This window comes from Oceanobacillus neutriphilus, from assembly GCF_014645515.1.
Taxonomy (GTDB): domain Bacteria; phylum Bacillota; class Bacilli; order Bacillales; family Amphibacillaceae; genus Oceanobacillus; species Oceanobacillus neutriphilus.
Map to the genome: position 1 here is coordinate 211,143 of NZ_BMLW01000004.1, position 12,829 is coordinate 223,971.

Consider the following 12,829-nt stretch of genomic DNA (forward strand, 5'->3'; position numbering starts at 1 on the left):
ATCATGTGTATTATGTATTACGCTAATTAAGCATCCTTTTTAAATTGAATGACTCTTTTTTATATCTTTAATGTCCGAAATTGCATCGTCTCCTCTCTTTAGTACAATAACAAGTAAGACAATACATAAGAGCGAGGAGAGTTATTATGAAAAGAGGGGTTCTATTTATTTTCGGCTTCTTACTTGGAGCATTGATTTATTTCTGGTTTCTTTATTAGAGTAAAATTTTTTCTGGCACGCAAAAAACCAAGTCCTCCTAAAAAAAGACTTGGTTTTCTCATACATATTCATCTTATTTTTCTTGTCTTGCCAACCCTGTAATATAATCAAAGAAAGCACCACGATTAACTTCATAAACAAACTGAACAGGACGCCCTGACTCTGTAATCTCGGTTTTCCCTTGACTGGCCCCACCGGGATGAACGATACTTTTGACTTCTTTTTTCTTTACCAGATCAGGCTTTCCAACTGTCGCGGTTGTCAATACATCCCATAAGAAATAAGTGGAGTTCGTTTGAAAATGTACAAGCGGCGGGACCATCGCATAGCACTGTCCAAGGAAATCAATTCCGATATCCCGGCGATCAGCCGCCCATCTATCTCTGACATCAATTGTCAATGGAACCATATTCGTGCTTTCCAAAGCGATTAAATCAATTTCAATCGAACTATCCCACACTGTTTTCACAGCCTCCGGATCCCAGAAAGCATTCCATTCCGCGGTCCCATCATGCTCCGGCTCCTCAACATTGCCGTTCTCCAGAAATGTTCCGCCCATCCAGATAAGCTTTTCAATTTTCTCTTCAATATCCGGGGCGGTTTCCAATGCTCTTGCCAGGTCTGTTAAAGGACCGACAAATACAAGTGTTATTTTCTCATCACTTTTACGTAGTACCTTTACCAGATGCTCGTGTGCTGCTTCTTCTGCAAGCTTTGCTTCTATCTTCCCAGACTCATTTAATATAGGGAGTGCATCTACGAAGAAAGCGTGCATCCGCCAATCCTTTGGAAATGGATTTTTCCCGCGGGAAGTAGATGCAGATACCTCCACATCCTGCCCTTTTCCAAAACGGTCAATAATTTTACGGCTTGCATAAACAGCCGGCTCTAAATAACAGTCTGCCGGAATAACTCCGACCCCTGCTACCTCGACATCTTCCATTTGTAATAATAAAAACAGTGAGATCAAGTCATCTACACCGCCATCATGATTTAAATATACTTTCTTCTTCATGAATAAACTCCTCTTTTCTTTTAAAGCATCCTCAAACAAGACGCTTATTATATTTACAGCTCTCCAGTAAAAGCACTTTATAGACAAACATCTATTTTATACCTTTTTATAATTAGAGCTTGTCCGTTCAATTAATACGGGCTCCAGCTTGATATCAACTTTTTCCGTGGATACTTCATTTTCAATACGGTTGAGAAGAACCTCAAGTGTTGTTTTCACCATGTCTTCAATCGGCTGATGAATACTGGAAATCCCCATAATTTTAGAAAGGTATGTATCATCAAAGCCAATTAAACTGATGTCTTCAGGTATACGAATTTTTCTTTCCTGGGCCATTTCCAAAAATTCGAGAGCCACCAAATCGTTCCCGGCAAAAATACATGTGAAATCAAGCTGCTCTTGCTTCTCCTTTAAGTAGGCTTCAATATCCTGCCGGATCAGATAATTGTTCGTAGAAGTCTCTTCCACGCGGATAAAATTGTTCAAATCAAACTCGAAGCCATTTTCGTACAATACACTTTTATATCCTAAAAATTTATCATCCAGTGCCGTCCCAATAAATCCGAATTTTTTATGCCCTGCATGTATAAATTTTTCAGCGGCAATTTTCCCCGCCTGCATATGATCAAGACCGACGCTATCCAATGATTGATGGTTCTGTGTAATGATTACCGTCGGGATACCAAGTTTATTCATTCGTTTTAAGTTGTACTCACCCGTAGGTATACAAATTACTCCATCCGCCTGGCGGGCTATAAAATTCTGAATACTCTCCCATTCTGTAATTGGATTATGTTTGGAATTATGCAGGAGAATACTATACCCAAGTTTTCTAGCTTCGGATTCTAATACATCAACCAGTTCTACAAAATAAGGATTATACGTTTCTGTGACACACACACCAATAATTTTGGATTGGCTTCTTTTCAAAGTTTGTGCAGCGCTATTCGGAATATACCCTACATCTTCAATAACCTTAAGCACCCGTTTTGCTGCATCTTCATTAACTTTCTCATTCCCGTTAATAACACGCGAGACAGTAGATTGTGAAACATTTGCCAGTTTAGCAATTTCTTTCATTGTCAATTTAGCCATAGCAGACTCCCTTTCTTTTCGTGAATTCGTATTCTCATAAATAGATTAATATTTCATATAAGGTCTTTAACATAAATTTTTATCATAATTACAGATCAACTGCCGTCTGAATTATTCCCGTCTAACATTGCAACAGCAAGCAGCATATGCCAATAAAAATACATGATTAACCTAGAAATCGTTTTCTAAAATCATTGACTTACTATTTTTCAAGGAATATAATAAATAACATCGTTAGTGAATACGTATTCTTGATATATTCACAAAGGAGGTTTTAAAAAACTTTTCAGCTTTATTTGTTACTTTTTTCGACCCGTAAACCATCCCTTTTATAATATTATTTTACTACATTTAGAGAATAGGTGATAACAATGCATATGTTTAAAAATAAAAATTACTGGTTTTCATCCGGCTATCTGTTTCTTTTCTTTATAACTTGGTCAATCTGGTGGTCTTTTTATTCCATTTGGTTAAACGGGACACTCGGTTTAACAGGCTCTCAGACAGGAACCGTTTTTTCAATCAATTCATTCCTTTCATTGATATTTATGCTGCTATATGGTGTTATTCAGGATAAAATTGGCACCAAAAAATATTTAATCTGGTTTCAGAGTATTTTCCTTATCGGAACAGGACCATTTATCATTTATGTATACGAACCGCTCCTGCAGTCAAACTTTACGATCGGTGCTATTCTAGGCGGTTTTTATTTTGGTGCCGGTTTCATCGCAGGGGTTGCATTCCTTGAATCATACGCCGAGAAACTGAGTCGGAAATTCAACTTCGAATATGGAACATCAAGAATGTGGGGCTCCATTGGATACGCATGTGCTACGCTAACTGCAGGATTACTGCTCAGCATTAATCCCCATCTTAATTTTTGGATTGCTTCCGTTGCAGGGGTTGGCTTCTTTCTTTTAAACTGCTTCTTTAAAGTCGATGTAAATGAAACAGAAGAAGATAAGACAGCAAGTTTACGTATAAAGGATATTGTCTCCATTGTCAAAGTGAAAAAGTTTTGGTATTTTGTTCTATTCCTTTTTGGAACTGCTTGTATTTACACGATTTATGATGTTCAGCTGTTTCCAGTTTATTTCACACAGCATTTCACTGATACGGACATGGGATATCAAGTATTTGGATATTTAAATTCATTCCAGGTTTTTCTTGAATCAGCTATGCTGTTTGCTGCACCATTTATTGTTAATAAAGTTGGAGCAAAGCAATCATTGATTTTGGCCGGTGTTATTATGGGTACCCGTATAATAGGCTCTGCACTGGTTGACAGTACGATTGCTATTTCATTAATCAAGCTGCTTCACGGGATTGAACTGCCTATCCTGCTCATTGCTATTTTTAAATATATTGCACTTAATTTTGATCAGAGGCTTTCTGCTACAATTTACCTGATTGGTTTTAAAATATCAGGCGAAATCGGTGTTATTGCCTTTTCATCTGTAATTGGCAAGCTTTATGATAACACAGGTTTTATAACGACATTTTTCGTCCTTGGCGCAATTGTCTATGTTTTCACAGTTGCTGCTATCTTTTTCTTAAGTAATCACAAATCAAAACGAAATGAGGATATTCAATATGAACCAGCAGAAGACACACAATGAACAGCTTTCACTCGCCAATCAATCAGTGGCCAATTTAAAAGGTGAGTTAAAGGATGCTTCATATCGTCTCAACTATCATTTTATGGCTCCTGTAGGCTGGATAAACGACCCTAATGGTCTTATCCAACATAACGGGGTTTACCATTTATTTTACCAGTTCAACCCATATAGCTTTCATTGGGGACCGATGCACTGGGGACATGCCACAAGTACAGACCTCGTTCACTGGAACCATGAACCAGTTGCTTTAGCCCCATCTGAAGACTATGAGTATGATGAAGCAAAGAACGAGATGGGATGTTTCTCAGGCTCTGCCGTAATGAACGGAGATGTCATGACACTGATCTATACTGGGCATTTAGAAGGTATTGAAAATAAGGAAGTGCAGGCTATTGCAACTTCAACAGATGGGATACATTTCACAAAACATCCTGCAAATCCAGTTATCAGCAAAAGTCCCGAGGGCTTAAGCAATGAATTCCGGGATCCGAAAGTATGGAAACATGGGGAATTCTGGTATATGGTTGTGGGAACAGCCGTAGATAATGATGGCGCAATTGCACTATACAAATCCAGTAATCTGACGGAATGGGAATATGTAGGCATTGCTGCGAAAAGTGACGGCACTCAAGGGGATATGTGGGAATGTCCAGATCTATTTCCGCTTGGAGATAAGTATGTATTGATAACATCTCCAATGAACACAGATAATGGAAAAAGTACGGTTATGACAGGCAGCATGGATTATGAGAAGGGCATTTTCACACCCGAATCACAGCGGGAAATTGACTATGGAATCGACTTCTATGCTGCACAGACTTTTGAGGACGATAAAGGACGACGTATCCTTATTGCCTGGATGGATTTCCCTTTTACAGAATTCCCATCCAAAGTGGATAAGTGGTCCGGTGCTATGACAATTCCCCGCGAGCTCACATTGGGGGAAGACGGGTTCGTATGCTCTCATCCAGTTCAGGAACTACGTGCACTACGGGATATCCATAAGCATTATGGTAAACTTGCGCTATCAAAAGAGGACGCTTATGATCTTAATTCCAATAAGACTTTCAAACACAGCTATGAATTAAAATGCAAATGGACATTACTTGAGAACGAAAAAGACGGAAAAGTCGGCTTACGTCTACGTCAATCAGAGGATGGTTCTGAGCAAACAATCGTTTCCTATGATCCGGCAACAAATGAAGTAATGGTCGATACAACACATGCAGGAGAACTTTCACATAAAGCTGTTAATAAAGCGCCCTTGCGCACTGACAATAACGAAATTACACTTCATGTGTTTGTCGATACATGCTCTGTTGAGGTATTCGTGAATGATGGTGAGGCAGCGCTCTCCACACGAATTTATCCAGACCTCGCAAGCAACGGTATAGAGTTATACACAGAAGGAATGGAAGCGACAGTAGAATATATTGACATCTGGTCTTTTAAAAATACCGGGATTTCATAAAATAAAAACGGATCTTTCATGACGGGCGGACTAATTCCGCTCCTGCTTATGAAAGATCCGTTTTATTTATTTCATGGGCATAATTTTACGCGCCCTGTCTTCTCTGACAATTCACGCTTATCAATCGGTCTGCTTCTCGGCAGAATACCTTGCTTTTCGAACATTTTTAATCCAGGCCCGGTCCTCGTCCATCATTTTTTTAGCAGCATAGACCGTTAGCACCTGAATAATAATGATTGGTATTCCCATCAATCCCGATAGCACTTCCAGTGGAGAAAGACCTCCTACACTCATAAGCGTTAGAGCAAGCATAGTAATTAAAACTGCCACTAAAATTCTTAACGACTTATATGGCGTAGATTTTGTCATATCCTGATTGGACATATAGGTAGCTACAGTGTAAGTTGTTGAATCTAATGTAGTAATTAAGAAAACCGTCGCAATAATCGTAAATAAGATGATAGTTAATGCCGGGAATGGCAACGAGCTCAAAATAGCAGGAATCGATTGCTCCAAGCCTTGATTTTGAACAATATCCAGCACTGGCACTGCATCTGTCACCTGCCTGTGAACACTCAGCCCTCCCAGAACGCCTGTCGCAATCCAGGATAATAGCGTAGGCGCCAATAGATACGTTAAAATCATTTCTTTAATCGTTCTGCCTTTGGATACAATTGCCGCAAAAACACCATGAAGCATCGCCCAGGTTGCATTGTAAGCAAACCAAAAGACGGTATGACTCTCAATATGTGTACCTCCCTCCATGTCAAGTGAATTGGTGTACAGAGAAAAGTTCATATAATTATTGATTAAATATCGTGCGGAATCAGAAAAGAAATTCATAATAAAGATTCCTGGCCCAATGACAAGAATAAGGAGAGCAAAAGCTCCTGCAAGATACATATTCAATGCACTTAACCGTTTGATTCCTTTATCAATACCTACATAAGCACTGATGGAAAACCCTAAAACCCATACTAATGTAACAATTACTGTAAAAGGAAATGTCACCTTAATATTCAATACTTCCGCCAGATTATACGTAACAATCGGCGTACCAAGACCTAATGTCACTGCGGCCCCGGCTAAAATGCTGACTAAGAATAAAATATCAAGAATAATCCCGCCAATTCCATCTGTAAACCTGTCGCCGAATATAACACGGCACGCCTCTGAAATACGCATTTTTGGTTTTTTCCGGACATATAATAGATATCCCATCGCTGGCGCTACCATAACAAAAACGGCAAAGGTCTGAAAGGTCCATAAAAACATACTGTAGGAATTCCCTGCAAGAATTGCTTCCATTGATCCTGCTTCCAATCCAAACGGCGGATCATTCGCAACTTCACTCCATTGCGTCAAACCCGTCCGCATAATTGTTGAACCAAGCCCCATTGCAATCAAAATAGATGCGTATTCAAATAAGTTGTATCTTGGCTTCTTTGCCGGATCACCCAAAACTACTTTCCCATATTTAGAAAATGAAAAATACACTGCAGCTATAACGATAAGCAAGGCATACCATAAATAACCCCATTTAAAGGAATCTACTAATGTATTAAAAATACTGTCCAATAATTGCTTAGATTCGCTTGTATACATTGCAAATAGAGCACTAAATATTGCTATAATCACAATAGAAGGAATAACAATGCTTTTCTCAACTAAGCTTTTTTTCTTCTGTCGTCCAGGCGCTTCCATGTTAAGTTCTCCTTTCTCTGCTATCTGATTAGAAAAAATAGATACGAATATGACTTATGTTTTTCACATCTACTAATACCACAGAAGCAAAATTACAAAACATGGAAAGGTAAAACGACACTCCATTCAACATATTTTTATAGATGGACCATCTGCGATTGAATTTTACATTTACTATTCATATGGCATGTTAGTCACAAAAAAAGAGATTATGTTACAATCAGGATGACTTCAAAAATAAAGAAAAAAGAATTCAGGCAAATATCAGATCTTTCATCTGATATTTGCCTGAATCTCCTTTTAACTCCATATTCTTATATAATTTATTTCTTTATATTACCCTCGTAAAAAAAGCTAGGTCAATTCTACTGTATAGTCAAACTTATCTCCACGCGCAATTCCCAGTGTATAACCAATCAGATACTCATTATGATATGCATATCGTTTAATCATCATGGCTGACTGATTAGGAGGTAATTGAAAATGCTTCGCTTCTTCTTCACGTAATGTTGTGGCCTTAAAGCTTTCAATTGCTTTTGTAACTCCAAGCGAATAGTCCTCTATAAAAATTTGGTACATCGATCTTGACTCTAAATCTTCTTTTGAGAGGTTTGGAAAAAACTTTTTCGGTAAATAAGTTGTCTCATAAAGCAAGGGCTCATCATCCGCAAGCTGCAGTCGGATCACTTTAATAACTATTTCAAAGGGAGAAATGTTTAATTTACTTGCCAGCCGTTCATCTACGACTGCCTCTTCAAAATCCAAGACAACCGTAGATGGCTCTTTTCCATTCTTTTTCATCTCTTCTGTGAAACTATAAAGTTTTACAAGATGCTGATTGTAGCGTTTCGCTGATACAAACGTTCCTGCACCACGCACCTTATAAATATATCCTTCTCTTTCTAATTCTTGTAAAGCCTGACGCACAGTGATTCTACTTAATTTGTAAATCTCACATAGCTCCCGTTCCGGAGGCAGTCTCTCTCCTTCAAGATAATAACTTTCATCTATTTTTTTTATTAAATCCTCCATTAATTGTAAATAAAGAGGCAATCTATTATTTTTATCCATTGCTTTATATCTTCCCTGCACATATATTCTTTATTCATGAAATACATACATGAATAAAGGAGGTTAATCAAATACTGCTAAATTACTGCGATTATATCATAGGAAAGAATAGATATATACGGCTTATTTAGCAACAGCCAATAAAATATCGCAGTTGATAAGCCAAAACTGAAGCACCGACAGTCTCTATCTGCTATTACTTCCCATCTATAATCGCCCTATTATTCAAACTCATTCTGCCCAGGAACAAATAGCTTCACATCGTCTATTACCGCAGAACCTTCATAATAATTAATATGAGGTATACCTAACAGAAAATAATCTGGATAAGCAGAATCCTCCGGCCATTGTTCAACAGAATAGTTTCCATGAGGGCCTTCAAAGGTCAGTGTAGAATTAAATTCCCCGTTATATTCTTCAGGTGTATTATTATAATGCCAAATTGGTCTTCCATCTTCAATAAAATCTCTTTCATATCTAAATGTTTGCTGACCAACATGCTTGAAGTTGCCTGACATCTCCATTACATAGCTGTTATCTGTACGTTCTATTGCGAATGTATAAGATTCTTCCGGCATGAGCTCAGGCTGTATTTCTGCATTAGAAATAATAGAGTATTCTGTATCATCATCATAGAATGAACCACATTCTGTTTCAAACATAAACGAATTATAGCCAATAGATTCATCTCTAAATGTATCGCCCGCAAAAAAGATTCCATTAATTGCATTATTGGAACTTTGCTCGTCCGCCTGGCTGTATAATTCTCCAGTTTGCGGATTACAAACAGCATAACCACTATTCCATGAAGAACTAACATTATATGCATCCATTCCTACTTTACGGTGATTATGGATAAAAATATTATTATGTGGAGCCGGATTTTCATAATCCATAATGGACAAGAAATAATATCCATTTTCTTGCGTAACATCCCCGAAGTTCGTATTCAGATGACTGGATTCCCCTGAGAAATCTCCCTGACGCTTCCAAGGGAAATTCGATTTTCTCTCATCGATTGTATACCCATTGTGTTTGTCATCATAATCAAAGGATCCATCTCGCTTCCCTCCAAAATCTATGCCTTTCAGGGTATATTCTACACGATATTCAGATGGAAGTGCTTCTGTTGAACGAATAATCAAACCAGAATCAAAGCTGGTAGTCAGTTCAGCAGCTTGTTGATTATCCTGACTCACATTTGTAAAAGAAGCCTCTGTATCGGGATGACCATCTTTATCATAATCCCGCACTGCAAACTCGGCTGTCAGCCATCCATCTTCACCAAAGCTAGCCCGCTTCCTCAATAAATCAAAGCTTTCCAACTGCTTCTCAAAATCAGTTCCACCTTGAATTTGAAAAAATTCTCCATCATCATCTAAATGATCTACATGCCAAGGACTGTTATCTCCATAACTGTCTATTTCCCATGGTATCTCATCAAATGATAATACATCTCGAAAATCTTCATGGTACATCAACTTCCATCCATCTTCCTCTTCTGCAGCTGCAATTTTGATATCTATAAAAGTGAAACCCAGCAAAAATACCAACCCTATAAAGAAAATCTTTCGTTTATGAATCATGTATGTTGCTCCTCCTTAAAAAAGTTTTTATCTATTATAAAGAAGCGCATTCAGTCAAAGGTTAACTCTGTATATTCAAATCAAATTGAGCTTATCTATTCAATAGATGCCTGCTTCTTCTTATAAAAAATACTTAATAGGACTAATGCAATCACTGCTAATATAAATCCTGGAATCGGTATTTTCAAAGTAAAGAACAATTTGATTAGTGCCAGGACAATGATGCCATCTGGAACCAGGAAGGCCAGACCTTCTACTCCATAAACATCTAACCCAAATAAAGGATAGAAAAGCGCAACTGGTATTGTCAGGATAATACCATAAACAAATCCAGATACCATCGCTCCTCTTCTGCCTCCCAAGGCATTCCCAAATATACCTGCAATACCTCCTGTAAAGAATCCACCAATAATTGATGGAAGAGGAACAATTGTGCCAAATAGAATGGAAACAAACATGCCAATGACCATACCTATAATGGAAAAGATGAACCCTAACATCAGCGCGTTCGGTGCATATGGAAAGAAAATTGGCACATCCAGAGCAGGCTTGGCTCCAGGAACAAGCTTTAAGGCAATTCCTCTGAAAGCGGGAACAATTTCACCAAGAAACATTCTGACACCTTGTAATAGAACAAGTACTCCCGCAGCAAATCCCAGGGCATTTAGTGTGCTAAACACAAGGTAGTTCTGTCCGTCAGATAATGGATTTACTACTTCTGGACCCGCAAATAAAGCAGTAATAATATAAATCACAAACATAACAACGGATACGGAAACGGCAGTATCTTTAAAAAAGCTTAATTTCTCCGGCATTTTAATCGATTCACTATCATGTGCTTTATCCCCTACCGCCTTCCCAACCAAAGCAGATAACACGACTCCAGTAGTTGTCAGATGCCCATAGGCTACTTTATCGTTACCTGTAATTTTCCGGACAATGGGTTGTGCGATTGCTGGCAATAACACTAATGTCATTCCATGAATCAATGAGCCAAAAATAATTCCATTTGTTTCAGATACACCTAAATCATAGAAACCCCAAGCCAGAGCCCCCGCCAAGATCCACATCATATGACCAGTTAGAAAAATATACTTAAAAGGTGTCAAACGAGCCAACAAAACATTTGTTAAAAAACCAAATAATAAAATAAAAGATGTCATTCTTCCAATGGCTGCTACAGAGTCAACCAATGCTGCTACAATGGCTTCATCTACTGGAACAACTCCTTTTAAATTAAATGCTTCTTCAAACATGGCTGCAAAAGGAGCTAAATTTGAAACGATTAATGATGAGCCTGCCCCTAAAATGAGTATACCTAAAATCGTTTTTATCGTGCCTTTTACAACTTCTGTAACTTCTTTCCGTTGCAATAATAAACCGAGCAATGCTACAAGACCTAGAGTAATGGCCGGTACTGTTAAAATTTCCGCTATTGCCCTTAACATTTTTTGACCTCCTTATATTGGCAAATCAGTTATTTCAGCATCGTTTAAAAATGAACTCCCCTTACTCTTTTTGATTTAAATAACTAAGTAGTTTTTTCTCTATTTCATCATCGTCTGTTAGGTTGTGAATATATATTTTATCTATCTCTACTCCTTCCAGCGCTGATTCTAAATCCGCTGAAGCCATTATTAAATCTGCTGTTCTTCCTTTCGCCGATCCAGCGTCAAGTGCACTTACTTCTGCTTTTATCCCTTCTTTTGCCAATATATCGTCAACTGTCATTTTAAGCATTAAACTCGTTCCAAATCCCATTCCACATACTGTAATAATTTCCATTATGAATCCCTCCATTTATAGATTTATAAGCAAGTTAACCGATTCCGGTACTTTTCTATATGCTGTCTATTTATTTGATCACCTTGATCTAAATTGGAACTGACATATACAGGAGGCGCCTCTCCACTTTTGACAAGATTATCAATTGCTTGGACTACAACACTTTGCAGGATAGTAAAACCAATAATTGATGATGTAGGCCCGAATTTTGCTTCCAATCCATGAACTTCCATAATGGCATCTCCGGCATCGCCATGATTATCCAGTACGACGTCAGCTAATTGATAGAGCTTTTTACCGTCTTTATGTCTGGATTCCACTTCTTCTGTGAATGCCATTGATGTTAATACAATGACTTTCATTCCTCTTTCTTTGGCTTCTAAAGCCATTTCAATCGGGGTGGCGTTTCTTCCAGACGTAGATACAATTAACATGACATCTTGTGATGCTACATTTTCGTTATTAAGTATCACCTTGGCCAGCCCTTCCTGTCTTTCTGAAAAAGTGCTTAACGGAGCTGAAGGGGCCAACGATAACGGCGGTGATAAAATTGCATTAACCGGAACTAAACCTCCCGCACGATAAAATAGTTCCATTGCGTACATCTGTGAATGACCACAACCAAATACGTGTAATACCCCATTATCTTTTATCGATGTTTCAATAATTTTAGCTGCCTCCAAAATATTCTTTTCTTCTTTCTGTGAAACTTCTTTTAAGATATCTTCTACTTTTGAAAAAAATTGTTTGTATAACATAGACTACTCCTCCAATTTCTTTTTAATCATTTCTAATACTTTATTTGCATCTGTTGCCGTTCTGATTCTCTCGATTAGTCGACTATCCTTCAATATTTTCATCAATTCCGCCATTAATTGCAGATGAGAATCATGATCTACAGCCCCCAGAGCAAATAATAAATCAACCGGGTCTTTATCACCTGCTCCAAATTCAACAGGCTTTTCAAGTGTAAGTAAACTTAAACAAATTTCGTTCACATTTCCTTCGGGTCGTGCATGAAATAACGCAATACCCGGGGCGATTACAATGTAAGGACCAAACTCGTGAACAGACTCTATCATATCCGCAATATACTCTTTTTTAATAGATTGATTATCCAATAGCGGTCCCCCGGCTTTTTTTGCTGCTTCCCTCCAATCGACAGCGCTTTCATTTAATAGAATCGTATTTTGGCTTAACGCTTGATAAATCATCTTTTCCCTCCTTTCTTATATAAAGTATAGAAATTTCATCCAAATTGGTT

Annotated in this window: 11 protein-coding genes; 2 read left to right on the forward strand and 9 right to left on the reverse strand. The window is 38.0% G+C overall.

Annotated features, from left to right (window positions below; genetic code table 11):
* Positions 1-292: 292 nt before the first annotated feature.
* Positions 293-1,234 carry a nucleoside hydrolase gene (locus IEX29_RS08290; protein ID WP_188733995.1) on the reverse strand — a complete coding sequence of 314 codons (942 nt, stop codon included), beginning with the start codon at positions 1,232-1,234 and terminating at the stop codon, positions 293-295.
* 96 nt (positions 1,235-1,330) lie between these two features.
* A complete protein-coding gene (locus tag IEX29_RS08295; protein ID WP_268239031.1) occupies positions 1,331-2,371 on the reverse strand; it encodes a LacI family DNA-binding transcriptional regulator in 1,041 nt (346 codons plus the stop codon).
* Between the two features lie 335 nt (positions 2,372-2,706).
* Here IEX29_RS08295 and IEX29_RS08300 point away from each other — a divergent pair, with 335 nt between their 5' ends.
* Positions 2,707-3,948, forward strand: a complete 1,242-nt coding sequence (locus IEX29_RS08300; RefSeq protein ID WP_188733997.1) for an MFS transporter — start codon at positions 2,707-2,709, stop codon at positions 3,946-3,948.
* A complete protein-coding gene (locus IEX29_RS08305; protein WP_188733998.1) occupies positions 3,923-5,419 on the forward strand; it encodes a glycoside hydrolase family 32 protein in 1,497 nt (498 codons plus the stop codon). Before IEX29_RS08300 ends, IEX29_RS08305 begins: the two co-directional genes overlap by 26 nt.
* A gap of 120 nt (positions 5,420-5,539) precedes the next feature.
* On the opposite strand, the gene IEX29_RS08310 is transcribed toward IEX29_RS08305, so the two are convergent.
* From IEX29_RS08310 to IEX29_RS08340, 7 genes are all read right to left on the reverse strand, one after another.
* Positions 5,540-7,123, reverse strand: coding sequence for a BCCT family transporter (locus IEX29_RS08310; RefSeq protein WP_188733999.1), 1,584 nt, complete (start codon positions 7,121-7,123; stop codon positions 5,540-5,542).
* Between the two features lie 354 nt (positions 7,124-7,477).
* Positions 7,478-8,194, reverse strand: coding sequence for a GntR family transcriptional regulator (locus tag IEX29_RS08315; RefSeq protein WP_188734000.1), 717 nt, complete (start codon positions 8,192-8,194; stop codon positions 7,478-7,480).
* A gap of 221 nt (positions 8,195-8,415) precedes the next feature.
* Positions 8,416-9,780 carry a hypothetical protein gene (locus IEX29_RS08320; protein WP_188734001.1) on the reverse strand — a complete coding sequence of 455 codons (1,365 nt, stop codon included), beginning with the start codon at positions 9,778-9,780 and terminating at the stop codon, positions 8,416-8,418.
* A gap of 95 nt (positions 9,781-9,875) precedes the next feature.
* Complete coding sequence (gene ulaA / locus IEX29_RS08325; protein WP_188734002.1) at positions 9,876-11,228, reverse strand: PTS ascorbate transporter subunit IIC; 1,353 nt, start codon at positions 11,226-11,228, stop codon at positions 9,876-9,878.
* A 61-nt stretch (positions 11,229-11,289) separates the two neighbouring features.
* Positions 11,290-11,565 carry a PTS sugar transporter subunit IIB gene (locus IEX29_RS08330; protein ID WP_188734003.1) on the reverse strand — a complete coding sequence of 92 codons (276 nt, stop codon included), beginning with the start codon at positions 11,563-11,565 and terminating at the stop codon, positions 11,290-11,292.
* Positions 11,566-11,588: 23 nt separating this feature from the next.
* Complete coding sequence (locus tag IEX29_RS08335) at positions 11,589-12,323, reverse strand: sugar isomerase domain-containing protein (protein ID WP_188734004.1); 735 nt, start codon at positions 12,321-12,323, stop codon at positions 11,589-11,591.
* 3 nt (positions 12,324-12,326) lie between these two features.
* Positions 12,327-12,779, reverse strand: a complete 453-nt coding sequence (locus IEX29_RS08340) for a PTS sugar transporter subunit IIA (RefSeq protein WP_188734005.1) — start codon at positions 12,777-12,779, stop codon at positions 12,327-12,329.
* Positions 12,780-12,829: the final 50 nt, after the last annotated feature.

Coding starts and splice junctions, on each gene's coding strand:
- IEX29_RS08290 (WP_188733995.1), bottom strand. CDS start 1,234: ATGAAGAAGAAAGTATATTTAAATCATGATGGCGGTGTAGATGACTTG.
- IEX29_RS08300 (WP_188733997.1), top strand. CDS start 2,707: ATGTTTAAAAATAAAAATTACTGGTTTTCATCCGGCTATCTGTTTCTT.
- IEX29_RS08305 (WP_188733998.1), top strand. CDS start 3,923: ATGAACCAGCAGAAGACACACAATGAACAGCTTTCACTCGCCAATCAA.
- IEX29_RS08310 (WP_188733999.1), bottom strand. CDS start 7,123: ATGGAAGCGCCTGGACGACAGAAGAAAAAAAGCTTAGTTGAGAAAAGC.
- IEX29_RS08315 (WP_188734000.1), bottom strand. CDS start 8,194: ATGGATAAAAATAATAGATTGCCTCTTTATTTACAATTAATGGAGGAT.
- IEX29_RS08320 (WP_188734001.1), bottom strand. CDS start 9,780: ATGATTCATAAACGAAAGATTTTCTTTATAGGGTTGGTATTTTTGCTG.
- ulaA (WP_188734002.1), bottom strand. CDS start 11,228: ATGTTAAGGGCAATAGCGGAAATTTTAACAGTACCGGCCATTACTCTA.
- IEX29_RS08330 (WP_188734003.1), bottom strand. CDS start 11,565: ATGGAAATTATTACAGTATGTGGAATGGGATTTGGAACGAGTTTAATG.
- IEX29_RS08335 (WP_188734004.1), bottom strand. CDS start 12,323: ATGTTATACAAACAATTTTTTTCAAAAGTAGAAGATATCTTAAAAGAA.
- IEX29_RS08340 (WP_188734005.1), bottom strand. CDS start 12,779: ATGATTTATCAAGCGTTAAGCCAAAATACGATTCTATTAAATGAAAGC.